Origin of the sequence: Polaromonas sp. (assembly GCF_012927485.1) — a bacterium.
In the GTDB taxonomy this organism is placed as follows: Bacteria; Pseudomonadota; Gammaproteobacteria; order Burkholderiales; family Burkholderiaceae_C; genus Polaromonas.
Map to the genome: position 1 here is coordinate 17,621 of NZ_JABBPC010000035.1, position 25,495 is coordinate 43,115.

General features: G+C 57.7%; 25 protein-coding genes. 22 read left to right on the forward strand and 3 right to left on the reverse strand.

Features of this window, described 5'->3' with window-relative positions:
- Window positions 1-21: 21 nt before the first annotated feature.
- A complete protein-coding gene (locus tag HHJ16_RS13795) occupies window positions 22-537 on the reverse strand; it encodes an NUDIX hydrolase (protein ID WP_296901480.1) in 516 nt (171 codons plus the stop codon).
- A gap of 20 nt (window positions 538-557) precedes the next feature.
- Window positions 558-1,541 carry a LysR family transcriptional regulator gene (locus HHJ16_RS13800; RefSeq protein WP_296901481.1) on the reverse strand — a complete coding sequence of 328 codons (984 nt, stop codon included), beginning with the start codon at window positions 1,539-1,541 and terminating at the stop codon, window positions 558-560.
- 129 nt (window positions 1,542-1,670) lie between these two features.
- On the opposite strand from HHJ16_RS13800, the gene HHJ16_RS13805 reads away from it, so the two are divergent.
- The 9 genes from HHJ16_RS13805 (at window position 1,671) to hprK (ending at window position 11,277) form a co-directional block, all read left to right on the forward strand.
- Window positions 1,671-3,194 carry a CoA-acylating methylmalonate-semialdehyde dehydrogenase gene (locus HHJ16_RS13805; protein WP_296901483.1) on the forward strand — a complete coding sequence of 508 codons (1,524 nt, stop codon included), beginning with the start codon at window positions 1,671-1,673 and terminating at the stop codon, window positions 3,192-3,194.
- Between the two features lie 232 nt (window positions 3,195-3,426).
- Window positions 3,427-4,542 carry a Re/Si-specific NAD(P)(+) transhydrogenase subunit alpha gene (locus HHJ16_RS13810; RefSeq protein ID WP_296901484.1) on the forward strand — a complete coding sequence of 372 codons (1,116 nt, stop codon included), beginning with the start codon at window positions 3,427-3,429 and terminating at the stop codon, window positions 4,540-4,542.
- 53 nt (window positions 4,543-4,595) lie between these two features.
- Window positions 4,596-4,940: an NAD(P) transhydrogenase subunit alpha gene (locus HHJ16_RS13815; RefSeq protein ID WP_296901486.1), complete on the forward strand. Its 345-nt coding sequence runs from the start codon at window positions 4,596-4,598 to the stop codon at window positions 4,938-4,940.
- Window positions 4,937-6,361, forward strand: a complete 1,425-nt coding sequence (locus HHJ16_RS13820; RefSeq protein WP_296901488.1) for an NAD(P)(+) transhydrogenase (Re/Si-specific) subunit beta — start codon at window positions 4,937-4,939, stop codon at window positions 6,359-6,361. The genes HHJ16_RS13815 and HHJ16_RS13820 overlap by 4 nt, the downstream gene beginning before the upstream one ends.
- A 147-nt stretch (window positions 6,362-6,508) precedes the next feature.
- Complete coding sequence (locus HHJ16_RS13825) at window positions 6,509-8,206, forward strand: long-chain-fatty-acid--CoA ligase (RefSeq protein ID WP_296901490.1); 1,698 nt, start codon at window positions 6,509-6,511, stop codon at window positions 8,204-8,206.
- A 107-nt stretch (window positions 8,207-8,313) separates the two neighbouring features.
- Window positions 8,314-9,087, forward strand: coding sequence for a 5'-methylthioadenosine/adenosylhomocysteine nucleosidase (locus HHJ16_RS13830; protein ID WP_296901492.1), 774 nt, complete (start codon window positions 8,314-8,316; stop codon window positions 9,085-9,087).
- A 225-nt stretch (window positions 9,088-9,312) separates the two neighbouring features.
- Window positions 9,313-9,642 (forward strand): ribosome-associated translation inhibitor RaiA, encoded by a 330-nt coding sequence (raiA, locus tag HHJ16_RS13835; RefSeq protein WP_296901494.1) that lies wholly within the window; start codon window positions 9,313-9,315, stop codon window positions 9,640-9,642.
- A 180-nt stretch (window positions 9,643-9,822) separates the two neighbouring features.
- Complete coding sequence (locus tag HHJ16_RS13840; protein WP_296901495.1) at window positions 9,823-10,296, forward strand: PTS sugar transporter subunit IIA; 474 nt, start codon at window positions 9,823-9,825, stop codon at window positions 10,294-10,296.
- 30 nt (window positions 10,297-10,326) lie between these two features.
- A complete protein-coding gene (gene hprK, locus HHJ16_RS13845) occupies window positions 10,327-11,277 on the forward strand; it encodes an HPr(Ser) kinase/phosphatase (protein ID WP_296901497.1) in 951 nt (316 codons plus the stop codon).
- 409 nt (window positions 11,278-11,686) lie between these two features.
- On the opposite strand, the gene fur is transcribed toward hprK, so the two are convergent.
- A complete protein-coding gene (gene fur / locus HHJ16_RS13850) occupies window positions 11,687-12,139 on the reverse strand; it encodes a ferric iron uptake transcriptional regulator (RefSeq protein ID WP_296901499.1) in 453 nt (150 codons plus the stop codon).
- Between the two features lie 114 nt (window positions 12,140-12,253).
- Here fur and HHJ16_RS13855 point away from each other — a divergent pair, with 114 nt between their 5' ends.
- From HHJ16_RS13855 to ccoG, 13 genes are all read left to right on the forward strand, one after another.
- Window positions 12,254-12,811 carry an outer membrane protein assembly factor BamE gene (locus HHJ16_RS13855; protein ID WP_296901500.1) on the forward strand — a complete coding sequence of 186 codons (558 nt, stop codon included), beginning with the start codon at window positions 12,254-12,256 and terminating at the stop codon, window positions 12,809-12,811.
- The gene (gene dapB / locus HHJ16_RS13860) at window positions 12,808-13,638 is read left to right on the forward strand and encodes a 4-hydroxy-tetrahydrodipicolinate reductase (RefSeq protein ID WP_296901502.1); all 831 of its coding nucleotides are present in this window, start codon (window positions 12,808-12,810) and stop codon (window positions 13,636-13,638) included. Before HHJ16_RS13855 ends, dapB begins: the two co-directional genes overlap by 4 nt.
- 40 nt (window positions 13,639-13,678) lie before the next feature.
- Window positions 13,679-14,317: a MotA/TolQ/ExbB proton channel family protein gene (locus tag HHJ16_RS13865; RefSeq protein ID WP_296901503.1), complete on the forward strand. Its 639-nt coding sequence runs from the start codon at window positions 13,679-13,681 to the stop codon at window positions 14,315-14,317.
- Complete coding sequence (locus tag HHJ16_RS13870; protein ID WP_296901505.1) at window positions 14,314-14,742, forward strand: biopolymer transporter ExbD; 429 nt, start codon at window positions 14,314-14,316, stop codon at window positions 14,740-14,742. The genes HHJ16_RS13865 and HHJ16_RS13870 overlap by 4 nt, the downstream gene beginning before the upstream one ends.
- A 137-nt stretch (window positions 14,743-14,879) precedes the next feature.
- The gene (leuS, locus tag HHJ16_RS13875) at window positions 14,880-17,546 is read left to right on the forward strand and encodes a leucine--tRNA ligase (protein ID WP_296901855.1); all 2,667 of its coding nucleotides are present in this window, start codon (window positions 14,880-14,882) and stop codon (window positions 17,544-17,546) included.
- 44 nt (window positions 17,547-17,590) lie between these two features.
- Complete coding sequence (lptE, locus tag HHJ16_RS13880; RefSeq protein ID WP_296901507.1) at window positions 17,591-18,091, forward strand: LPS assembly lipoprotein LptE; 501 nt, start codon at window positions 17,591-17,593, stop codon at window positions 18,089-18,091.
- Window positions 18,092-18,236: 145 nt separating this feature from the next.
- A complete protein-coding gene (locus tag HHJ16_RS13885; protein ID WP_296901509.1) occupies window positions 18,237-20,585 on the forward strand; it encodes a cation-translocating P-type ATPase in 2,349 nt (782 codons plus the stop codon).
- Window positions 20,585-20,722, forward strand: coding sequence for a cbb3-type cytochrome oxidase assembly protein CcoS (gene ccoS, locus HHJ16_RS13890; RefSeq protein WP_296901511.1), 138 nt, complete (start codon window positions 20,585-20,587; stop codon window positions 20,720-20,722). Before HHJ16_RS13885 ends, ccoS begins: the two co-directional genes overlap by 1 nt.
- Window positions 20,723-20,786: 64 nt before the next feature.
- The gene (ccoN, locus tag HHJ16_RS13895) at window positions 20,787-22,226 is read left to right on the forward strand and encodes a cytochrome-c oxidase, cbb3-type subunit I (protein WP_296901512.1); all 1,440 of its coding nucleotides are present in this window, start codon (window positions 20,787-20,789) and stop codon (window positions 22,224-22,226) included.
- A gap of 10 nt (window positions 22,227-22,236) precedes the next feature.
- Window positions 22,237-22,863, forward strand: a complete 627-nt coding sequence (gene ccoO, locus HHJ16_RS13900) for a cytochrome-c oxidase, cbb3-type subunit II (protein WP_296901514.1) — start codon at window positions 22,237-22,239, stop codon at window positions 22,861-22,863.
- An 18-nt stretch (window positions 22,864-22,881) separates the two neighbouring features.
- Window positions 22,882-23,019 (forward strand): cbb3-type cytochrome c oxidase subunit 3, encoded by a 138-nt coding sequence (locus HHJ16_RS13905; protein ID WP_296901516.1) that lies wholly within the window; start codon window positions 22,882-22,884, stop codon window positions 23,017-23,019.
- A 35-nt stretch (window positions 23,020-23,054) separates the two neighbouring features.
- A complete protein-coding gene (gene ccoP, locus HHJ16_RS13910; RefSeq protein WP_296901518.1) occupies window positions 23,055-23,975 on the forward strand; it encodes a cytochrome-c oxidase, cbb3-type subunit III in 921 nt (306 codons plus the stop codon).
- 50 nt (window positions 23,976-24,025) lie between these two features.
- The gene (gene ccoG, locus HHJ16_RS13915) at window positions 24,026-25,492 is read left to right on the forward strand and encodes a cytochrome c oxidase accessory protein CcoG (protein WP_296901519.1); all 1,467 of its coding nucleotides are present in this window, start codon (window positions 24,026-24,028) and stop codon (window positions 25,490-25,492) included.
- Window positions 25,493-25,495: the final 3 nt, after the last annotated feature.

A 25,495-nucleotide genomic window follows, 5' to 3' on the forward strand; every position in this document is an offset into this window, starting at 1 on the left:
TAGTTTTTCGCTGGGTGAGTGCTAAATTGCGCGGTCAACCCGGTAAACGCTTTCATCGGTCGTGATCAGGCTTAACGGATAGCGCTGACCGGCCAGGTAGTCTTCCATGCACTTCAAAAGTAAAGGGCTTCTGTGTAAGTGAGTGCATGCTCTTATTTCATCAGCGGTCAGCCATACGGTGCGAACAATGCCTTCGTCAAGGGGCTGGTCGGCAACGTGCTGGCCCAACTCGCCGCAAAAAGTAAAGCGCAGATAGGTGATGTCCAGTGGCGCGTCTTCCCCCGGCAAGGCACGCTCAAAGCGTGAAAGGTAAATGCCCACCATCGCCTTCGGGGTGAAGTGGAAGGCTGTTTCCTCTAGCGTTTCCCGCACGCAAGCTTGCAAGGGGCTTTCGCCGGGGTCGAGGTGACCGGCGGGATTATTGAGCCTCAGTCCGTCCTGGGTTTCTTCCTCGACCAGTAGAAATTTCTGGACGCCGTCAAAATTGCGTTCAATCACTGCAGCAACCGTTGCGCTGGGTTTCCATCGTGTAGTCATGGCGTGATTATCCGTGTCGTTTATGACACCGGTTGACTTGCTGGCGCAGTGGGGAAGCCAGTCGCGAAGGTTTCGCGCAAATGCTCGACAAAGCATTGAACGGCTTTGGGCACTTGGGCTGACCACGGACGTAGGGCGTAGATGCGGTCTGCAAAAAATCCTTGTACCTGCCAGTCAGGCAGGACTTGGACCAAGGGCTCGCCATGGACCTCCGCGCTGGCGCCGGAAGAGGCGCTGAAGTCGGGCAGAAGGCCGATGCCCAGGCCCGCAAGCAGCGCGTCCCGCAGCACCTCGCTGTTGTTGGCCTTCAGAGATCCGGTGATGTTGACACCTACTCGCTCACCGGATTTTCCGGATTTCCGCCTTGGGTTACGGACAAAGGTCCAGCTGCTGGCATGGCTGCCCCCGAGGTACAGCAGGCAGTCGTGCGCCGCCAGTTCAGCCGGGTGGGTGGGTGCGCCACGACGCGCCAGATACTGCGGACTGGCCAGCAAAATCGAGCGCGTTTCACAGAGCACCCAAGCGACATGGGTCTCGGGCGGCGCGTTGGTATGCCGGATGGCGAGATCGAACCCTTCGTTGGCCAGATTCACGAAGCGATCGGTCAGCTCCAGTTCGATGTGAATGTCGGGGAAGCGCTGCAGGAATGCCGCGACGCAGGGCGCCAGATGCTGCCGTCCCAGCGCGACGGGCGCTGTCACCCGGATCAGACCCCGCAGCGCGCCGACCAGGTCCTTGGCGGCGGTATAGCTTTCGCTGATCCGGTTAAATGCAGGTTGCATTTCATTGACAAGCTGCTGCCCGGCCTCTGTCAGGCCGACGGAGCGGGTAGTTCGGCGCACCAGCAATACGCCGGCAGCGCGTTCCAGCTCGCTGATGCGCATGCTGGCAGAGGCCTTGGAAACACCGACCCGGCGCGCGGCTTCGGTAAAACTGCGGGTAGCGGCTAAAACCGTTAACAGGTGAAGGTCGGACACTAGCGGAGAGAGCTGGTCAGAGGACATAGATGAATAACCAAAAACGTTAATTGTTCAGGAATATGAACAATGTAATCAGTAAACGGGGCATTATCAAATCAGGCCGGGGCTCATAGACTTGCGTATCGCTATTCATTCACCTCCAAAGGATCAGCCATGTCTCTTTCGCCTTCAGTAACGTCTCCACAAGCCACGATCGGTCACCATCTGAATGGCCGCGCCACCCTGCCGGCATCAGGGCGTAGCCAGCCCGTCTTTAACCCTGCGACAGGCGCCGTCTCGGGTCACGTCGCGCTGGCCAGCGCGGCGGACGTGGATGTTGCCGTCTCGGCTGCGCAAGCCGCCTTTCCGGCTTGGGCCGATACGCCGCCCATTCGTCGGGCGCGTGTGATGTTCAAATTTTTGGAGCTGCTCAACAAAAATAAGGACAAGCTGGCCCACTTGATCACCGCGGAGCACGGCAAGGTATTCACAGACGCCCAAGGGGAAGTTTCGCGGGGCATTGACATTGTCGAGTTCGCCTGCGGGATTCCGCAGCTTCTGAAAGGCGACTTCACCGACCAGGTCAGCACCGGCATCGACAACTGGACGCTGCGCCAGCCGCTGGGGGTTGTGGCGGGCATAACGCCGTTCAACTTTCCGGTCATGGTGCCGATGTGGATGTTCCCGGTAGCCATCGCTGCCGGCAACAGCTTTGTGCTCAAGCCGAGCCCGATCGACCCCAGCGCAAGTCTCTATATGGCCGATTTGCTGAAGCAAGCGGGACTGCCAGACGGTGTTTTCAATGTGGTGCAGGGCGACAAGGAAGCGGTTGACGCCTTGCTGGTGCATCCGGACGTGAAAGCGGTGTCCTTCGTCGGTTCTACGCCGATCGCCAACTATATTTACGAAACCGGCGCCCACCACGGCAAACGGGTGCAAGCGCTGGGCGGTGCCAAAAACCACATGGTGGTGATGCCCGATGCTGACCTGAACCAGGCCGTGGACGCCTTGATTGGGGCCGGCTACGGTTCGGCGGGCGAGCGCTGTATGGCGATTTCGGTGGCCGTGCTGGTGGGCAATGTGGCTGACAAACTGATCCCCATGCTAGCGGCCAGGGCCAAAACGTTAGTGATTAAAAACGGCGTGGAACTGGACGCCGAGATGGGCCCGATCGTCACCGCAGCGGCGCATCAGCGGATCACCGGCTACATCGAGCAAGGGGTGAAAGAAGGCGCCACGCTGCTGGTCGACGGCCGCGGCCACACCGTCAAAGGGTATGAACAGGGCTTCTGGATGGGCGGCACGCTGTTCGACCATGTGACGCCGGACATGCGCATCTATAAAGAAGAAATCTTTGGTCCGGTGCTGGGTTGCGTGCGCGTGAAAGATTTGGCCGAAGCGGTGAACCTGATCAACGCCCATGAGTTTGGCAATGGCGTGAGTTGCTTCACCCGCGACGGGCATGTCGCCCGCGAGTTCAGCCGACGTATACAGGTCGGCATGGTGGGCATCAACGTCCCGATACCAGTGCCAATGGCTTGGCACGGCTTCGGCGGTTGGAAGAAGAGCCTGTTTGGCGACATGCACGCTTATGGGGAAGAAGGCGTGCGCTTTTACACCAAGCAAAAGTCCATCATGCAGCGTTGGCCTGAGAGCATCGGCAAGGGTGCCGAGTTTGTGATGCCGACTGCAAAGTAGTTCTTAGTCGACGCCGAAGGGATGCCTCTGTCCTGTTTTCGGCGTCGGTCATGGGCTCGCTTTGCCGTCTTTGAATTGAGGTCAATGGTGCCGCACGCGACAGCCGCAACAAAAACTATAGTTTGTCCTGACCAAAATTCTAAAAATCTAATGTAAGCTGCAAGACAGCCAAGCATCCTGCACCTGTGTATGCGGGGCAGCCAAAAAATTAACGCATCGAGGAGAAGCACCCATGCTAATTGGGGTACCTGCCGAAATCACGGCTGGAGAAACACGCGTCGCCATCACACCAGAAACGGCCAAAAAGCTCAAAGCCCTCGGCCACACCGTCCGCGTCCAGTCTGGGGCGGGGCTTGCTGCCAGTGTTCCCGATGAGGCTTACGCAGCGGTTGGTGCTGAAATGACCGACGCAGCTAGCGCTTACGGCGCTGACATCGTGCTCAAGGTTCGTTGTCCGCTGGACAACGAAATAGCCTATGCCAGGCCTGGAAGCATCGTGGTTGGCATGCTGAATCCTTTTGATGCGACCGGTCTGCAGCGGCTGGCGGCGGCCCAACTGACCTCGTTTGCGCTCGAGGCGGCGCCCCGCACCAGCCGGGCGCAAAGCATGGACGTACTCTCTTCCCAAGCCAATATCGCCGGTTATAAAGCGGTGTTGATGGCCGCCGCGCAATACCAGCGGTTTTTCCCGATGCTGATGACGGCCGCAGGCACGGTCAAGGCGGCTCGCGTGGTGATTTTGGGCGTTGGCGTGGCCGGTCTGCAGGCGATCGCCACCGCCAAGCGCCTGGGCGCTGTCATTGAAGCGAGCGACGTGCGCCCCAGCGTGAAAGAACAAGTGGAATCGCTGGGCGGCAAATTTATTGACGTGGCCTATGAAACGGATGAAGAGCGCGAAGCGGCAATTGGCGTCGGCGGCTACGCCAAGCCGATGCCGGCGAGCTGGCTGGAGCGTCAGAAAGCGGAGGTAGCCAAGCGCGTAGCGCAGGCCGACGTGGTAATCACGACCGCATTGATCCCCGGGCGCCCCGCCCCGGTGCTGGTCACCGAAGACATGGTGAAATCCATGAAACCTGGCAGCGTGATAGTGGATCTGGCAGCGCCGCAGGGCGGTAATTGCCCGCTGACAGAGCCTGGCAAAACCGTGGTCAAGCACGGCGTGATGCTGATCGGCGAAACCAATGTGCCCGCGCTCGTTGCTGCCGATGCGAGCGCGCTCTACGCGCGCAACGTGTTCGACTTCCTCAAGCTCATCGTCACCAAGGAAGGCGCCCTCAATATTGACTTGACGGACGATATTGTGGCGGCCTGCCTGATGACGCAAAACGGCGAAGTTAAAAAGAAATAAACCATCTCGGGGCTGCACCTGCTGCAGTCCCCTACGGAGAAGAGGAGAAGACCATGGATGCAGTGTCCCCCACCATCATCAACCTGATTATTTTTGTGCTGGCCATTTACGTCGGGTACCACGTGGTGTGGACCGTCACGCCGGCCTTGCACACGCCGCTGATGGCGGTGACTAACGCGATTTCGGCCATCGTGATTGTCGGCGCGATGCTGGCTGCCGCACTCACTGAAACGCCGCTTGGTAAAACCATGGGCGTGCTGGCGGTGGCGCTGGCGGCTGTGAATGTGTTCGGTGGTTTCCTGGTCACGCGCCGAATGCTGGAGATGTTCCGGAAGAAAGAAAAGAAGACCCCCGTCGCGGCTTCCGCTGATTCAGCCGGATCGGGAGTGGCCAAATGAGCATGAACATCGTCACGCTGCTGTATCTATTGGCTTCGGTCTTCTTTATCCAGGCGCTCAAGGGCTTGTCTCATCCCACCACTTCCCTGCGCGGCAACTTGTTTGGTATGACCGGCATGACGATTGCCGTGCTCACCACGGGCGCGTTGATTGTGCAAACGTCGGGTGGCAAGGCGGAGGGCATGGTCTATGTGCTGGGCGCGCTGGTGGTGGGCGGCGCCGCTGGCACGCTGATGGCCAAGCGCGTCGAGATGACCAAAATGCCTGAGCTGGTCGCCTTCATGCACAGCATGATTGGTTTGGCCGCCGTGTTCATCGCCGTTGCTGCAGTGGCCGAGCCTTATGCCTTCGGCATCGTCGCCAAAGGCATGACCATTCCTGCGGGCAATCGGCTGGAGTTGTTTCTCGGTGCGGCCATTGGTGCCATTACCTTTAGCGGCTCGGTGATTGCGTTTGGCAAGCTCAGCGGCAAATACAAATTCCGGCTGTTTCAAGGCGCTCCGGTGTCGTTTCCCGGTCAGCACCTGATTAATCTGGTGCTGGGGCTGTTGATGCTGGCTTTGGGGCTGATTTTCATGGGGACCGGTAGCTGGGCGGCATTCTTCGCGATGCTAGCGCTGGCGTTCGTTATGGGCGTGCTGATCATCATCCCGATCGGCGGCGCTGACATGCCGGTGGTGGTGTCCATGCTCAACAGCTATTCGGGCTGGGCCGCTGCCGGCATTGGTTTTTCGTTGAATAACGCCATGCTGATCATCGCCGGGTCGCTGGTGGGCTCGTCCGGCGCCATCCTTTCGTACATCATGTGCAAGGCCATGAACCGTTCTTTTTTCAATGTAATTTTGGGCGGCTTTGGCGGCGAGGCAGGGAGTGCCGCGGCTGGCGTGAAAGAGCAGCGACCCGTTAAGTCGGGTTCGGCCGACGATGCCGCTTTCATTTTGAGCAATGCAGAAACCGTCATCATCGTGCCTGGCTATGGTCTGGCCGTCGCGCGTGCACAGCATTCGCTGAAAGAGTTGGCGCAAAAGCTTACCGATAAGGGAATCAGCGTCAAATATGCAATTCACCCGGTTGCTGGCCGCATGCCGGGCCATATGAATGTGCTGCTGGCCGAAGCCGAAGTGCCTTACGATCAGGTGTTTGAAATGGAAGACATCAACGGCGAATTCGGCCAGGTTGACGTGGCCATCATCTTGGGTGCCAACGACGTAGTGAACCCGGCGGCGCTGCAAAAGGGCAGTCCGATCTACGGCATGCCGATTTTGGAGGCCTATAAAGCCAAGACTGTCATTGTCAATAAGCGCTCCATGGCGGCCGGCTATGCTGGCCTGGACAACGAGCTGTTTTACATGGACAAGACCATGATGGTGTTTGGCGATGCAAAAAAAGTGATCGAAGACATGGGTAAAGCGATCGAATAGATCGCTGCCCTCCGCGCTAAGCAACCCAGAAATTATTGAGGTAGTTTTTTCGGACATTCCCGGTTCCTGAGGTGAACGCAGTAGCCACGAAGAGGGCGAGCCATGAGAATTCATGGCGGTAAGAAAATCGTAATGGAGAAGACAAAAATGAATACAGCGACCATTGACCGCCCCTGGCTCAAGGCTTATCCGGTGGGCGTCCCGGCGGATATAGACGCTTCGCAGTATCCGTCGCTGGTGGCCTTGATGGAGGAGAGTTTCAAGAGGTACGGCAAGCGTGTTGCCTACAGCTTTATGGGCAAGGACATTACATTCGGCCAGACGGACCGCCTGTCTCTCGCCTTTGCTGTCTACTTGCAGAGCCTGGGTCTGACCAAGGGCGACCGCGTTGCCATCATGATGCCCAACGTACCGCAATACCCGGTGGCCGTGGCCGCCATCCTGCGGGCCGGCTATGTGGTCGTCAATGTCAACCCGCTTTACACGCCGCGTGAGCTCGAGTACCAGCTCAAGGACTCCGGCGCCAAAGCGATCGTCATTGTGGAAAACTTCGCTGCGGCATTGGAGCAGTGCATCGCCCGCACCGCCGTCAAGCACGTGGTGCTGTGCGCCATGGGCGACCGGTTGGGGCTACTCAAGGGCACGCTCGTCAACTACGTCGTGCGGCATGTCAAGAAAATGGTGCCCGCCTTCAACCTGCCCGGCGCGGTGCGCTTTAACGATGCTTTGGCACAAGGCGCCAAGAGCGGAAGTGGCGCGCTCAAGCGCCCCGACATCAGGCCGGACGATGTAGCCGTGCTCCAGTACACCGGCGGGACCACTGGCGTTTCCAAAGGTGCGGTGCTGCTGCACCGCAACGTGATCGCCAATGTCCTGCAATCCGAGGCCTGGAACGGCCCGGCCATGACCAGCATGTTGGCTGGCGAGCAGACAATCTATGTCTGCGCGCTGCCGCTTTATCACATCTTCGCCTTCACAGTAAATATGATGCTGGGGATGCGCACCGGTGCCAAAAACATATTGATTCCAAATCCCCGTGATCTGTCGGCGGTGCTCAAGGAACTGTCCAAGCACAAGGTAAACAGCTTCCCGGCGGTCAACACGCTGTTTAATGGCTTGGCGAATCACCGTGACTTCAATAGCGTTGACTGGTCACACCTGAAAGTTTCGTTGGGTGGCGGCATGGCGGTGCAAAGCGCGGTGGCCAAACTGTGGCTTGAGAAAACGGGATGCCCCATCTGTGAAGGGTACGGACTTTCCGAAACGTCGCCGTCGGCCAGCTGCAATCCGACCGACAGCAAAGTGTTTACCGGCACGATTGGTCTGCCCCTTCCGAGTACCTATTTCAAGCTGCTGGACGACGCCGGAAATGAAGTGCCGCAAGGTCAATCCGGGGAAATTGCTATCAAGGGCCCGCAGGTCATGGCTGGTTACTGGCAGCGCCCGGATGAAACTGCCAAAGTCATGACGCCGGACGGTTATTTCAAATCGGGCGATATCGGCGTTATTGATGAAAACGGATTCTTCAAGATCATTGACCGCAAGAAGGACATGATTCTGGTGAGTGGTTTTAATGTCTATCCCAATGAGATTGAAGACGTGGTCGCGCGGCTTGACGGCGTCATGGAATGCGCCTGCGTGGGGGTGCCTGACGAGAAGGCAGGGGAAGCCGTGAAGCTGGTGATCGTCAAGAAAAACCCGGATCTGACGGAAGCGCAGGTGCGCGACTATTGCAGGGTGAACCTCACGGGCTACAAGCAGCCCAAACTGGTGGAGTTTCGCACCGACTTGCCCAAAACGCCGGTGGGCAAAATCCTGCGGCGCGAGCTGCGGGAAAAAAAGTAGGCCAGGCAGCTTTTTACACTCTGCGAAGGGTTTTAAGGGCGCCGCAAGTCGCCCTTTTTTTTCTCTCGGCCAGGGGTTGATACAGTCTTTGTGTGCAAAATCGATAGATGCTACCGCCCCCCCGCCTTGTCGCAACGCCTACCGCAATCCTCAGCGCTTTACCCCAGGAGCAGCACGGTTTTATAGAGTTGCTGCAGAACCCGCGCAAGGTGACCCATGCGGGCCGCGACTTCTGGCTCGGTACCTTGCACGGCCAGCCCGTCGTGCTGGCATTGTCAAAAATAGGCAAGGTGGCCGCTGCCATTACCGCCACGGCATTGATCGAGCGGTTCGGCGTCGAGCGCATCGTGTTTACGGGTGTGGCGGGTGGCTTGGGCGCGGCGGTGAATGTGGGCGATGTGGTGGTTGCAACGGATTTCGTGCAGCACGACCTGGATGCCTCTCCGCTGTATCCCCGCTACGAAGTGCCGCTTTACGGTCGAACCAGATTCGACAGCGATGCGGCCCTGACGGCGCTGCTTTTCAAGGCGGTTTGCGGGGCGCTGGCAGCGGGCTCGAAAAGTGGGATCACTCGTAGGTTCCCCGAGGCGCGCGTTCACCGAGGTCTGATTGCCAGCGGGGACCGTTTTGTATCCGGTGCCCGCGAATCCCGCGCGCTGCAGTCTGCCTTGGCGGGCGCCGGGCATGAAGTGCTGGCGGTGGAGATGGAGGGCGCCGCAGTGGCGCAAGTCTGTCTGGACTATGGCGTCTCGTTTGCCGCTGTACGCACCATTTCAGACCGTGCAGACGATAGCGCCCACATTGATTTCCCCCGCTTCGTTGAACAGGTGGCCAGCGGTTATGCGCATGCGATTGTTGAGCAGTTCTTGGCGCTGCTGTAGAAGAAATCCCGTAACGACCTGACTGCGTGCTGGGGGCTAAATACCAGGCAGTGCAAGGTCAAGAGATTTTTCACAAGGTTTCATACTTTGCAGCCTCGCACGATTGCAATTTAGGAGTTTCGGGTGCATAGTGAATTCAAGAGAGAGTTCCCGTCTGCCGCCTCGCCGTTACTGGTTAAGCGGTGTTTTGAGCCTAGTTCCACTTTGAAAAAAAGGAGTCTCTTTATGAACTTGACGATCAGCGGTCACCATCTTGAAGTTACCCCCGCTTTGCGCGGTTATGTAACAAGCAAGCTCGATCGGATTACCCGGCATTTTGATCAGGTAGTGGATGTAAAAGTGCTGCTAACAGTGGACAACATGAAGGAGAAGGAAAGGCGCCAGCGAGCTGAATGCAATTTGCGTGTCAAGGGTCGTGATCTATTCGCTGAAAGTTCACATGCCGATTTGTACGCTGCAGTCGATGAGTTGACCGACAAACTGGACCGTCAGGTAGGGCGCTACAAGACCAAAACCCAGGATCACCATCACGTCACCGCCAAACGGGAATCCTAAAGGGATGACTCCACGCTCGTGACTTTGCGTGCGGTGTTCCTCCTCGCGGGGCTGATTGCCCCTTTATTCGGGTCCCCGCGGCACTCCCGTAAGCCGTTTGCAGAGGCAAGCGGCTTTTTTATGTCTGTTTTTTCGTCAAACCTGCTGCAAAGTGCATAATTCGGCGACTAAAAGATTGTTATGAACCATCTTTCGCAAATTTTGCCCCTCTCCCAAGTGCTGGTCCGTGTTGAAGCGACCAGTAAGAAGCGTGCGTTCGAAGAAGCCGGCCTGCTGTTTGAAAACCAGCACGGCATGAACCGCGCCCTGATCACCGACAGCCTGTTCGCCCGTGAGCGACTGGGTTCCACGGGACTGGGTCACGGGGTGGCGATTCCGCATGGCCGTATCAAAGGCCTGAAAGCCCCCATGGCGGCGGTTTTTCTGTTGCAAACGCCGATTGGTTTTGATGCGCCGGATGAGCAGGCTGTCGCGTTGCTGATTTTTTTGCTGGTGCCAGAAGCAGCCACTCAGAAACACCTCGAAATTCTCTCTGAAATTGCCGAACTGCTGAGCGATAGCACCTTGCGCGAACAGCTCAAATCCAGCACGGATGCCGCGGCGCTGCACCATCTGATTGCTACTTGGCGCTCTTTGCACGAAGTCAGTACCTAGTCTTTAATGTGGAATGAATAAGAGGCCCGCATGAAGCCCACAGTTGTCAGTGCTGACGTTTTGTTTGAGGACCACCGCGCGGCCTTGAAATGGGAATGGGTAGCCGGTTTGGGGGCCTCTGAAAGACGGTTTGACGAAGTGGCTGTGCGTGCAGCGCGCTCCGGGGCCGACTTGGTCGGTTACTTAAACTACATCCACCCTTACCGGGTCCAGATTCTGGGGGAGCGGGAAGTCGCCTACCTTAGCAGCGGCGACCCGGCGGACTGCGCTCGGCGCACCGCGCGCATCATCACGCTGGAACCCCCCGTGCTGGTCGTGGCCGACGGCCAGACGGCGCCCGACACGCTACTGTCGATGTGCGAGCGTGCGCAACTGCCGATGTTTGCCACGCCGGAGTCGGCGGCCTTCGTCATTGACGTGCTGCGGGCCTATTTATCCAAGCATTTTGCCGACCGCACTTCCATGCACGGCGTGTTCATGGACATTCTGGGCATGGGGGTCATGATCACGGGCGAGTCGGGACTCGGTAAAAGTGAGCTGGGGCTGGAACTGATTTCGCGCGGGCATGGCTTGGTGGCCGATGACGCGGTGGACCTCTACCGGATCAATCAAACCACGATCGAAGGGCGCTGTCCCGAATTGCTGCAAAACTTGCTGGAAGTGCGCGGTATCGGCCTACTGGATATAAAAGCTATTTTTGGTGAGACGGCGGTCCGTCGCAAAATGCGGCTGAAGCTCATCGTGCATCTGGTACGCCGCGAAACGCTGGAACGTCACTATGAGCGCATTCCTTACGAGCCACTCACTCAGGACGTTCTCGGGGTTCCCGTGCGCAAAGTTATTATTCAAGTGGAAGCGGGCCGCAACATTGCCGTGCTGGTGGAGGCCGCAGTGCGCAATGCCATTTTGCAATTGCGCGGCATCAATACCTACCAGGAATTCGTGGAACGCCACCGCAAGGCGATGGCGCAGGACGATTAAGCGGACACGCTACGCGCCGAGGATTTGCGACTCAACCGCGTTCCTGTCTGGTAGCGGTCGTGCCACCTGATGTCTTAAAGCCCGCCCCACCACGCTGATACCGGCCTGGTCAGGCTCGCTCCGTTTGGCGAAGTAGGAATGCACTGTCCACCACTTTGGGAATTCTCCGGGCAGCGTGCACTCCCGGCGGCCACTTTTGAGTAAATACAGGACTCCGCAGAACACCTCATACAAGGCTAGCTGTGTGCGCTTTTGTCTTCTCGGGAGTACGCGCCAGCAAGGACCTGATCTTTTCGAACTGCTCACGAGTAAAGTTACTCGGGTAGGGTGTTTTCCTCAACCGGCCGCTTTCAGGGGTTAGAGGCCGCCGACAGACTTTTCAGCCGAAGTCTGTTTGTTCCCTAAAAACTCAGAGGTGTTGATGGCGGTCGGGCGTTGCCCCCCGGTTGGGGCATTCGTTTTTGGTGCAATTTGCGTAGATCGACAGTGAGTGGTCGGCAATGGCAAACCCCTTGACCTTGGCCACCGCCTGCTGGCGTTGTTCGATTTCGGCGTCATAAAACTCCTCGACCTTGCCACAGTCCAGACAAACCAGATGATCGTGGTGCTGGCCTTCATTGATCTCGTACACCGCCTTGTTCGACTCAAAATTGCTGCGGCTGACCAGTCCCGCTTGTTCAAACTGAGCCAACACGCGATAAACCGTCGCCAGACCAATGTCAGACCGGTCTTCCAGCAGCACCCGGAAAACGTCTTCTGCCGTCATGTGGCGCTGTTTGCCGGCTTGGAAAATCTCAAGAATCTTGAGGCGCGGCAAGGTTGCTTTGAGGCCTGTGTTTTTCAACTCTTCAATGGTAGTCATGGGAATCTCTCCGAGTCGGATACGGGGTGCGGCCGTTGCGGCCTGGTCCGGGCCGAGACCCCCCCAACCGCTACAATGTTTAATCATATCGCTACACCTCACACTATGTCGGCCATGTCTGCAAATCATCATCACCGCGTTCAAACAGCTTTTATCGTTTTGGCCTGCACGATACTGGCTTCATGCGGCAGCACGGGCGGCAGCTCGATCAATCCGGTCAACTGGATCACCCCCTACAAGGTAGACGTTATCCAGGGCAACTTCATTTCCAAGGAGCAGGTCGAACAACTCCGGCCCGGTCTGAGCCGCGACCAGGTCAAGGCGGTGTTGGGCACTCCCCTGATGGCAAGCCTGTTTCACGCTGATCGATGGGATTACGTTTTCTCTCTGAAACGACAGGGTGTTGCGCCTCAGTCCTTCAAGTACACGGTATTTTTCAAGGGCGACCAGTTGACGCGTTTTGAGGGCGATCCCATGCCGAGCGAAGCGGAGTTCATCTCGAAACTGGATTCCAAGCGCAAATTGGGCGCAGTGCCCGTTCTGCAAGCCACCGAAGAGCAGCTCAAGGCCGCGGAAAAGCCCTCTGTTGCCAAGCCGGCTGATGCCGCTGCGAACCTGCCAACCGGTCCACAAACCACGGTGTATCCTCCGCTCGAGAGTCCGAAGCAGTGACCGGAGCTGCCACGACCGAAGATCGCCATCACCGAATCGCGGTAGCGGGTGCCAGTGGCCGCATGGGTCAGATGTTGATTGAAGCGGTAAGCGCCAGCCAGGATTGCCGGCTGACAGGCGCGCTGGATGTGGCGACCAGCCCTTCGATAGGCCTGGACGCCGCCGCGTTTTCCGGCCGAGCCAGTGGCGTCCTGATCAATGCGGACATCCGCCAGGGACTTAAAAAATCTAGTGTGCTGATTGACTTCACAAGACCCGAAGGCACGCTCGCCCATCTGGCGGCCTGCCGCGAACTGGGCGTCAAACTTGTCATAGGCACCACCGGTTTTTCAGAAGGGCAAAAAGCGGAAATTACCGCCGCCGCAAAAGACATTGCCATCGTCATGGCACCGAACATGAGCGTCGGCGTCAATGTCACGTTCAAGCTGCTTGAGATGGCAGCCAAGGCGTTGTCCACCGGTTACGACATCGAAATCATTGAAGCGCACCACCGTTACAAGGTCGATGCCCCTTCGGGCACGGCGCTCAAGATGGGCGAAGTGATTGCCGATGCGCTGGGCCGCAATCTGAAGGACTGTGCCGTCTATGCGCGTGAAGGCGTGACCGGGGAGCGCGACCCTTCCAGCATCGGTTTCGCAAGCATACGGGGGGGGGACATTGTGGGCGACCACACGGTGCTGTTTGCTGGTATCGGCGAGCGGATTGAAATTAGTCACAAATCTTCAAGCCGCGCTTCCTATGCCCAAGGCAGCTTGAAGGCCGCCCGCTTTCTGGATCGTCAAGCCACCGGCCTTTTTGATATGTTTGATGTGCTGGGTCTGAAATGAGCGCACCGCACGCCGTCAAAAGCGTCGGGGTGAGACCGCAGTGAATTTTTTAAGCCTCATGACGCAGGGCGGCCCTGTCAGCCAGCTGGTCGCGATGCTGTTGTTGATGATGTCGGTTGCCAGTTGGGTTGTGATTTTGTGGAAGGCTTGGCTGTTGCCCCGTGCGGTCGGCGACGTGGCACGCAGCACGGCGGCTTTTTGGCAATCGGCATCGGTTGAGGAAGCCCGCGAAAAAGTCGCTTCGTTTGACCGCGAGACGTTGGTGCTTCCGCTCATAGCGGCTACCAACATCAAGGCCAATGGCACGCTGGCATCTGCGGGCGACAGGGCGCAGCAGCTGACTCGTGTGCTGCGCGACGCTCTGCACGCCACACTCCGCAAGCTTCAGTTTGGCCAGGTCTTGCTGGCGACCGTCGGTGCCACCGCGCCCTTCGTGGGTCTGCTGGGTACGGTTTGGGGCATTTACCATGCGCTGATCGGCATGGCGTCTGCGGGACAAGTCACGATTGACAAGGTTTCCGGGCCGGTCGGCGAGGCCCTCATCATGACGGCGGCCGGGCTCGCGGTTGCGATTCCTGCCGTGCTGGCCTACAACGTTTTTGGTCGCTACATTGGCCGCATCGAAGCCGACCTCGAAGGTTTTGCTCTCGATTTGCGTGAGTTACTGGTGGCCGAATGAGTTTCGGTCGACTTGAACGAACGCAGGGTCCGCAGCCCATGAGCGACATCAACATGACCCCGTTGGTGGATGTGATGCTGGTGTTGGTGGTTATTTTTATCCTCACAGCGCCCTTGCTGGCGAGTGCCATCCGCCTCGATCTGCCAAAAACAGATGCAGCCAAGCCTGCGGAGGCTCCTCGTTTTGTTACGTTGGTGGTGGATAAATCTGGCCAGGCTTTTCTGAACGAAAAGCCGCTTAAGTTGGACCAACTGGCGCAAAAGCTGACGGAGATCGCCGGCCGCAACCCCGACACCGAGGTTCAATTGCGCGCCGACGAAGCCGTCCCATACGGCAAGGTGGTCGAGGTAATGGGGCTGGCACAAAAGGCCGGCTTGAATCGCATTGGCTTCGTGGCGGATCCCCCGTCCGTGGCCCACCCGTAAAATCGGGTTAAGACAAAATTTAAAGTCGCTGGACAATGCGATCGGCCTCCTTGGCCTTTTTCGCAGGGTCCCGCTGTTATTAACCGCCCGAAAGTACCGTGCGACTGAAGCGAGCCAAATTTTCGGGCTATCTATCCATGCAAGAAAAATACAACCACCTTGACGTTGAGCGTAGCGCTCAAACCCAATGGACTGCTGCCGACGCCTACCGCGTCAGCGAAGACGCGAGCCGGCAAAAATATTACGCCTGCTCGATGCTGCCGTACCCCAGCGGCAAGCTGCACATGGGCCACGTGCGCAACTACACCATTAACGACATGCTCGCGCGTTACCTGCGCATGAAGGGCTACAACGTGCTCATGCCCATGGGATGGGATGCGTTCGGCCTGCCGGCTGAAAATGCGGCGCTGAAGAACGGCGTGCCACCTGCGCAGTGGACCTATGACAATATCGCTTACATGAAAAAGCAGATGAAGGCGATGGGGCTGGCCATTGACTGGAGTCGCGAAATCACCACTTGCTCGCCCGAATACTACAAGTGGAATCAGTGGCTGTTCCTCAAGATGCTTGAAAAAGGCATTGCTTACCGTAAAACCCAGGTGGTGAACTGGGACCCGGTGGACCAGACGGTGCTGGCTAACGAGCAGGTCATCGACGGCAAGGGCTGGCGCACTGGCGCCACAGTCGAGAAGCGCGAGATACCGGGCTACTACCTCAAAATCACAGACTACGCCGAAGAACTCCTCGAGCACGTGCAGCACCAGCTACCCGGCTGGCCAGAACGCGTCAAGCTGATGCAGGAAAACTGGATCGGCAAGAGCGAAGGCGTCCGTTTTGCTTTCCCGCATGACATTTCGGACGCGTCCGGCGCCTTGATTGGTGACGGCAAGATGTATGTCTTCACGACGCGTGCCGACACCATCATGGGCGTGACCTTCTGCGCCGTTGCCCCCGAGCATCCGCTTGCGCTGCATGCCGCCACTTCCAACCGCAAGCTCGCCACCTTCATTGAAGAATGCAAAGCCGGCGGCACCACCGAAGCCGAGCTGGCTACCCAGGAGAAAAAAGGCCAGCGCACCGGCCTGCAGGTAGCGCATCCGCTCACGGGAGAAAAGGTCGAGGTCTGGGTCGGTAACTATGTGCTCATGAGCTACGGCGATGGCGCAGTGATGGGCGTGCCGGCGCATGATGAGCGCGACTTTGAGTTTGCGAAAAAATACGGCCTGCCTGTCAAGCAGGTGACTGACGTGAAAGGTCAAACCTACAACACCGAGGTCTGGGCGGACTGGTATGGCGACAAGCAGCAGGGCGTGGCCATCAACTCCGGCACCTACGACGGGCTGGGCTTCAAAGCTTGCGTCGACGCCGTGGTGGCCGATCTGGCAGCCAAAGGTTTGGGAGAGAAGAAAACCACCTGGCGGTTGCGTGACTGGGGCGTGAGCCGCCAGCGCTACTGGGGCACGCCCATCCCCATCATCCATTGCGCGGAGCACGGAGCGGTCCCGGTGCCTGAAAAGGACCTGCCCGTGGTGTTGCCGCTGGACTGCGTGCCTGATGGGTCGGGCAACCCGCTCCACAAGCACGAAGGGTTTCATGCCGGCGTGACCTGCCCGGTGTGCGGCAAACCGGCACGCCGTGAGACCGACACGCTGGACACCTTTGTCGATTCGTCGTGGTACTACCTGCGCTACTGCGACCCCAAAAACGACCAGAAGATGGTGGCCGAAGGCGCCGACTACTGGATGCCCATGGATCAGTACATCGGCGGCATTGAGCACGCCATACTGCACCTGCTGTATGCACGTTTTTGGACCAAGGTGATGCGTGACCTTGGGTTGGTGAAGATTGATGAACCGTTCACCAAACTGCTGACGCAGGGCATGGTGCTCAACCATATTTACTCGCGCAAGGGCGAGAAAGGTAGCGTCGAATATTTTTGGCCGAACGAGGTGGAGGATGTCCAAGACGCCAGCGGCAAGGTGATCAGCGCCCGGTTAAAAGCGCCCAAGGGCAAGTTGCCAGCGGGCACGCCTATCGTCTACGAGGGCGTGGGAACCATGAGCAAGAGCAAGAACAATGGCGTGGATCCCCAGGACCTGATCGAGCAATACGGCGCAGACACCGCGCGCCTGTACACGATGTTCACGGCGCCGCCCGAAGCCACGCTGGAATGGAATTCCGCAGGGGTAGAAGGTTCCTACCGCTTTTTGCGCCGTGTCTGGAATTTCGGTTTCAAGTTGAATGCCATGAATTCAGGCGCCAGGAGCGTTCCTGTTGCTGAGGCACTGACTACTTTTGGCAAGGAAACCAAGGCGCTCAGGCTCGAAATTCACACCGTGCTCAAGCAGGTCGACTATGACTACCAGCGCATGCAATACAACACGGTAGTTTCCGGTGGCATGAAGCTGCTCAATGCACTGGAGGACTTCAAGGGCGAAATTGCGATGGCTTCGGTTGCGGCGCTCCGTGAAGGTTTTGGCATTTTGTTGCGCTGCCTGTACCCCGCTACGCCGCACCTTGCGCACGCGCTATGGTCTGAATTGGGTTACGCCGCACAGCACGGCGACCTGTTGGATGCGCCTTGGCCCGAAGTGGACCACCGCGCCTTGCAGCAGGATGAGATTGAGTTGATGCTGCAGGTCAACGGCAAGCTCCGCGGTTCGGTCACGGTACCGGCTGGTGCGGATAAAGCCGTGATTGAGGCCGCTGCGCTGGCTTCGGATGTTTTTCTCAAACAGGCTGCAGGCGCGAGCGCCAAAAAGGTCATCGTAGTGCCCGGCCGCCTGGTCAATATTGTGGTCTGAACTAATTGACTCTGGCATTTTCTCCAAACAAGACAAGGTAAACCATGCAGCGTCGCGCGTTACTGTCAATGATGGCCTCCATTGCGGCCCTGAGCGGCTGCGGTTTCGCGTTGCGGAAAGCGCCCAACTTCGCTTTTACAACGCTGTACAGCAGCCTGGCCGAGACCTCACCATTGGGCGTTGAGCTTAGGCGGTCGCTGCAGTCCACCCGCAAGGTCAGGGTAATCACAGATGGCCGGCAGATCAATGAAGCCCAAGTCATTCTCGATGTGCTGTCTGACCAGCGCGAAAAGGTGGTCATCAGTCTTAATGCATCGGGCCAGGTACGCGAGTTCCAGCTGCGCTTGCGCTTTCGTTTCAAGCTGCGGACTCCGGCGGGCAAAGAGCTGATTCCCGACACTGAAATTCTGCAGCAACGCGACATCAGTTTTAACGAAACGGCGGTGCTGGCCAAAGAAACTGAAGAAAATTTACTCTACCGCGATATGCAAAGTGACATCGTCCAGCAGATCATGCGCCGCCTGGCTGCAGTAACGGAACTTTAGGTTGATCCGACCCAAATTTCGATGATTCATTGCGCCGCATGGGAAATCGTTTACGAACATGTTGACCGTGTCACTTACTGACCGTCACAGCTGCATGCAAATCAAGTCAAGACATCAGGCGATAAAGCCGCTAAGCTTCTAAGTGATGCAAATGGCCAGTGTATTACCTGTCTCCCTGTCTGTATCCGACTTGCCCGGCGGCGGTGCGAGCGCGGTTGCCGCCGACGCAATGCCACTGGCAGTGCTGGATGATCCGCAGGAATGGTCAGCCTTTAGTCGACGTCTGACGGATCGGCCCGCGTGCTGGGAATCGAGTGTGGTGTTTGAAGGCATGCACTGTGCCGCCTGCGCGCTCACCATTGAGGATGTCTTGTGCCGAGTGCCCGGGGTGTTGTCAGCGGAAGTGAGCGCCGCCAGTCATCGCGGCCGCATTGTCTGGTCAGACCAGGACGTCAAGCCTTCCGACTGGATGCAGGCCGCCCAGCGAGCGGGCTATCGCCCCATCCCTGCCAACGATGCTTTCGCAAACGATCGCCGCCGCGCCGAGACGCGCCAGGCGCTGTGGCGCTTGGGCGTGGCTGGCCTGTGCATGATGCAGGTAATGATGTATGCGTGGCCCGCCTACATCGCTGAGCCGGGTGACTTGGCGCCCGATATGGCGCAACTGCTGCGCTGGGCTTCGTGGGTGCTGTCGCTGCCGGTCCTGCTGTTTTCCTGTGCGCCGTTTTTTGGTAACGCGCTACGCGACCTTCGTCAAGGCCGCGTCAGCATGGATCTGCCGGTCGCCTTGGGTATGGGGATCACCTTTGTGGTGAGCTCCCTTGGCACGTTTGAGCCCTTGGGCATTTTTGGCGCTGAAGTGTATTTCGATTCCTTCACCATGTTTGTGTTCTTCCTGCTGACGGGACGCTGGCTTGAGTTGCGCTTGCGCGACCGTACGGCCGGCGCGCTGGAGGCGCTGATGAATCGGCTGCCCGACAGCGTGGAGCGGCGTCGCGCCGATGGCGAGTTCGAGCGGGTGGCCGTCCGTCGGCTCGCTGTCGACGACGTGATTCGCGTGCTGCCGGGCGAGGCATTCCCGGCCGACGGGGTCATACTGGAAGGTCATACAGTGGCTGATGAGGCTCTGCTAACCGGTGAATCCCATCCGCTGATGCGCAGGGCGGGCGATGTCGTGATTGCTGGCAGTCATAACCTGTCCGCTGCCGTACTGGTTCGCGTGGAACGTATCGGCGGCGACACGCGCTTTGCGCAGATCGTGGCCTTGATGGAAACGGCCTCCACCACCAAGCCGCAGCTTGCGCAGCTGGCCGACCGCATTGCCAGACCGTTCTTGATCTTTGTGCTGATGGCGGCAGGCGGAGCGGGCGCCTACTGGTGGTCGTATGACCCGGCCCATGCGCTGATGGTGATGGTGGCGGTGCTGGTCGTGACGTGTCCCTGCGCGCTTTCTCTCGCCACACCGGCGGCCATGCTGGCCAGTGCCGGAGCCTTGGCGCGCCAAGGGGTGCTGGTGCGCCGCCTGCAGGCGCTGGGAACCCTGGCGGTGGTGGATACGGTGGTATTCGACAAGACCGGCACCCTGACGCGCGATGCATTTGCGCTAGGCGAGGTCCATACCCGCGAGGGTGTTTCCCGAAAAGAAGCTTTGGCGATGGCGGCCGCACTCGGGCAGCATTCGTTGCATCCGGTGTCGCGTGCGCTGGTCATCGCAAATCAACATAACGAGCGAGAGAAGCGTTCTGGCATCTGGATCGCCGAAGCGGTACAGGAGTCTGCAGGACAGGGCGTGTCGTGTCGTCTCGTTAACACTGAAAATCCGGTACTGCCAGTGCTTACACGACTTGGTTCGGCCCGCTTTTGCGGTGTAGATCAGCCTGCGACGGACTTTTTGCACACCTGCCTGAGCGATGATCGGGGTTGGGTGGCTACATTTGAGCTTCGTGAGGACCTGCGGCCTGATGCCCGCGCTACGGTGGCCGCGCTGGTCGCCAATGGTGTGCAGGTGCATTTGCTGTCAGGTGATGTCCCCGAGGCCGTCGCCCGCGTGGCGCGGCAAACCGGCATCAGCGAGGCCCGGGGCGGCTGCTCGCCGCAAGACAAGCTCTCCTTCCTGCGCGGGCTGCAGGCCCAGGGCCGCAAAGTGGCAATGGTGGGGGATGGGCTGAACGACGGTCCCGGGCTGGCTGGCGCGCACGTGTCATTCGCCTTTGGACAGGCCGTGCCCCTGACCCAGGCGCAATCTGATTTTGTTGTGCTGGGAGATCACCTCGGCACCGTGGCGCAGACACTGCTGCTGGCGCGTCGTACGCTTGCCGTGGTCCGGCAGAACCTGTGGTGGGCCGCGATCTACAACGCGATCTGTGTGCCTCTGGCGGTGGCCGGCTGGCTACCCGCCTGGCTCGCCGGGCTGGGTATGGCCCTTAGTTCGCTTCTGGTGGTACTGAATGCGCTTCGCTTGTCGGCTGTTATCCATCCTTTGGAGATCATTTAATGGACATACTTTTTTTGTTGATCCCGTTGTCCGTCATGCTGGTGTTCTTTATTCTTGGGGGCTTGTGGTGGGCCATATACCGTGGTCAATTTGACGACATCGATGCAGAAGGTGAACGAATTCTTCATCACGATTGACGTAGGTCAATTTACAACCGGTTACCCCGCTGTAACCTTAAGAAGTTCTTAAGAAGAGGTCGAAATGAAATTTGCCAATGCACAAGCTACTACGTACAACGACACCGTTGTGCGGCAGTTTGCCATCATGACGGTGGTCTGGGGCGTGATCGGTATGCTGGTCGGCGTGATCATCGCGACACAGCTAGCCTGGCCAGACATCATTTCAGGGATTCCCTGGCTCAGCTATGGTCGATTGCGGCCTCTACACACCAACGCGGTGATTTTTGCATTTGGTGGTTGTGGGTTGATGGGCACGTCTTTGTACGTGGTGCAGCGCACCTGTCAGGTACGTATTTTCTCGGACAAACTGGCTGCCTTCGTTTTCTGGGGCTGGCAGGCGGTGATCGTTTCTGCGGTCATTTCTCTTCCACTGGGCTTCACCCAAGCCAAGGAATATGCCGAACTCGAATGGCCTATTGACATCTTGATCACGTTGGTCTGGGTGGCCTATGCGGTCGTCTTTTTTGGTACTGTAGGAACCCGTAAGGTCAAGCACATCTATGTGGCTAACTGGTTTTATGGTGCGTTCATCATTGCCATCGCTCTGCTGCACCTGGTCAACAATGCCTCTATTCCAGTGGGATTCATGAAGTCCTACTCAGCCTACGCCGGTGTGCAGGATGCGATGGTCCAATGGTGGTACGGGCACAACGCCGTTGGTTTCTTTTTGACCGCGGGGTTTCTGGGCATGATGTACTACTTCATTCCGAAGCAGGCAGAGCGGCCGGTGTACTCGTACCGTCTGTCGATTGTCCACTTCTGGGCGTTGATTTTTACTTACATGTGGGCCGGTCCTCACCACCTGCACTACACGGCGCTGCCCGAGTGGACGCAGTCCGTTGGCATGGTGTTCTCCCTGATACTGTTGGCGCCGAGTTGGGGTGGCATGATCAACGGCATCATGACGTTGTCGGGTGCTTGGCACAAGCTGCGTGACGATCCGATTCTGCGCTTCTTGATTGTGTCGCTTTCCTTCTACGGTATGAGCACGTTTGAGGGACCAATGATGTCCATCAAGACCGTTAACGCTCTTTCTCACTATACCGACTGGACCATTGGTCACGTGCATTCCGGCGCCTTGGGGTGGGTCGGGCTGGTCACCATGGGTTCTATGTACTACCTGATTCCTCGCCTGTTCGGCCAGAAGCAGATGTACAGCATGAAGGCGGTGGAAATCCATTTCTGGACGGCCACCATCGGCATCGTGATCTATATCGCGGCAATGTGGATTGCCGGCGTGATGCAGGGGCTGATGTGGCGCGCGGTCAACCCTGATGGGACTCTGACTTATACCTTTGTAGAGGGGGTCAAGGCCACCTTCCCGTTCTATGTCTTGCGTTTAGCGGGTGGTGTCCTCTATCTTGGTGGTATGTTGATCATGCTTTGGAACACGTTCAAGACCGCCACGGCGGGCCGATCGGCCACCATCTCAATTCCCGCTGCCGTTGTTGCACACGCTTGAGGAAAAAAATATGGCTAACCAACAATCCAGCGGCCGTTTCTCCCACGACAGAATCGAAACCAATAATTTCTTGATGATCGTGCTGATCCTCATCGTGCTCGCCGTTGGCGGGCTGGTCGAGATCGTTCCACTGTTCTTCCAGAAGTCGACCACCGAGCCTATCAAGGGTCTGCAGCCTTACACGGCACTGCAGTTGATTGGCCGCGATATCTATCAGCGCGAGGGCTGCTACAACTGCCATTCGCAAATGATCCGGCCATTCCGTGCAGAGACGTTGCGCTATGGTCCGTATTCGGTGGCGGGTGAGTTCGTGTACGACCATCCCTTCCAGTGGGGCAGCAAGCGCACGGGTCCGGATTTGCACCGCGTAGGGGGCAAGTACAGTGATGAATGGCATCGTACTCACCTAAACAACCCGCGGGACGTCGTGCCGGAGTCCAACATGCCAGCTTATTCGTGGCTAGAGAAGTCTCTGGTAGATGACTCCACCATCCAGGCACACATGAGAGGGCTGCGTAAAGTGGGTACCCCATACACCGATGAGCAGATTGCTAACGCGCCCCAGGAAGTCAAGGGAAAGACCGAGATCGAAGCAGTGATTGCCTACCTGCAGGTGCTGGGTATTCACCGCAAATAACTTCACGGAGCGTTACTTATGGATATCAACACACTCAGAGCCATCGTGACGGTGGTGAGTTTCCTTGTGTTTCTTGGAATTGTGGTGTGGGCTTGGTCCAGCCGCAACGCCGCCAGCTTTGATGAGGCAGCCCAACTGCCCTTCAAACAAGACTGATGCATAGCCTTAACGAACCGCATAAGGAATAAAAAATGAGCGACTTTACCAGTAATTTCTGGTCGGTCTATGTGGCTGGCATTTCGCTGGTCAGCATCTTCGCCTGCCTGCTGCTGCTATGGGCTAGCGGCAAGAGCGTGCCAATGACCGCCAATGACAATACCACCGGGCACGTATGGGACGAAGACCTGCGTGAGATGAACAATCCCCTGCCGCGTTGGTGGGTGTGGCTCTTTATTGGGACCGTGGCTTTCGCTTTGATCTACTTGGCCCTGTACCCAGGTCTCGGTAGTTTTGCGGGCAAGCTTGGCTGGAGTCAGGTTAGTCAGTACGACGCTGAGGTGGCCAAGGGCAATAAAGAAGTGGAACCCTTGTACGCCAAGTTCAATGCCATGAAGCCCGAAGACGTGGCGGGCGATCCGCAAGCCATGGCGATGGGCGAACGACTTTTCATGAATAACTGTGCACAGTGTCACGGGTCTGACGCTCGTGGGGGCAGAGGCTTTCCGAATCTGACCGATGGAGACTGGCTGCACGGTGGCTCCCCCGACAAGATCAAAGAGTCGATTACCAAAGGCCGCATAGGTATCATGCCGCCGATGGCTGCGGCTGTCGGCACACCGGATGACGTGAGTAACGTTGCCAACTATGTGCTGAGTCTGTCCAATAGCCCGCATGATGCGCTCAAGGCGTCGCTGGGTAAAGAGAAGTTCGCCGTTTGCGCGGCCTGCCACGGGGCCGACGGAAAGGGCAATCAAGTGATTGGCTCAGCGAACCTGACGGATAACATTTGGCTCTGGGGATCAGGCGAGAAGGCCATTGTGGCGATGGTCAACGGCGGCAAAGTTAACCAGATGCCGGCACAAGAAGGCAAACTCACCGAATCGCAGATCCACGTCATGGCCTCGTATGTGTGGAGTTTGTCTAACAAGCCTAGTCCAACGGCTCTGAAGTGACCCTAACCCGCTGGAATTCCCGTCGGGGGTTCCAGTACTGAGCAGCACCTTTGAATACTACCGAGCCACCCACCAAAAAGATTATCCCCATCGTTGCGGTATCAGGTGCGCAACCTTTTGTGTCATCGGTGGATACCGATGAAAAGAGGGTCTCGCTCTATCAAGCGCAAAAGAAGATCTACATCCGTAGCGTGTCTGGGCTATTTTCTAAGTGGCGCTGGGGGATGGTGTTTCTCACCCAGCTCGTTTTTTACGGGCTGCCTTGGTTTGAGTGGGGTCAGCGCCAAGCGATTCTTTTCGACCTTGAGGCCCGACGTTTTTATATTTTTGGGCTGGTTCTCTATCCTCAGGACTTCATCTACCTGTCAGGCATTTTGGTGATCTCAGCGTTGTCGCTGTTCTTGTTTACGGCAGTGGCGGGGCGACAGTGGTGTGGCTACGCCTGTCCACAGACGGTGTACACCGAGCTTTTTGTCTGGATTGAAAAGCTGACCGAGGGTGATCGTTCGGCGCGATTGCGGCTCGATGGCCGCCCAATGTCCTTGAACAAATTCGCGCGCAAGGCGACGAAACAGTTTCTGTGGGTCACACTAGGATTATGGACCGGGTTCACATTTGTGGGGTACTTCACGCCCATTAGAGACCTTGGCATGAGTTTCGTGACATGGAACATGGGACCATGGGAAACCTTCTGGGTATTTTTCTATGGTTTTGCCACTTACGGCAACGCAGGGTATATGCGTGAGCAGGTTTGCAAGTACATGTGCCCCTATGCACGGTTTCAGAGTGCTATGTTCGACAACGATACACTCATCGTGACCTATGACGAAGCTCGCGGTGAGCCACGTGGCGCGCGCTCCAAGAAGGCTGACCTCAAAGCGCTGAATCTGGGTTCCTGCGTGGATTGCACCCTGTGTGTTCAGGTGTGCCCCACAGGCATCGATATCCGCAAAGGCCTTCAATACGAGTGCATTAGTTGCGCCGCATGTATCGATGCCTGTGATAACGTTATGGACAAGGTGGGCTACCCCAGGGGATTAATCCGCTATTCCACTCACAATGCCGTGACACAGGGGTGGACCCGTTCACAGTTATTGCGCAGAGTGTTTCGTCCAAGGGTGCTGGTTTATACCGCTATTCTTAGCGCAGTGACCATTGCCTTGTTTACCAGCCTGGCATTGCGTACGCCGTTCAAGGTGGATGTGGTTCGCGATCGTACGTCGTTGGCGCGTATCGTGAACGACGACAAGATCGAAAATGTTTATCGTCTTCAGGTAATGAACGCTACCGAAAGCACGCAGAACTATCGCATCACTGTACAAGGCCTACCGGGTCTAGCGCTTGTTTCCGAGAGTATGATTTCCGTGGAGGCTACCCAGTCACGTTGGGTGCCCGTAACCCTTCAGCTGCCCGGTGACGGGGCAAGCGCAGGTGCACATGCGATACATTTTGAAATTGAAGCTATTAACACCCCGGGGCATGTGACAGAGAAGTCTGTTTTCCTAGTACCCCGATAAGGA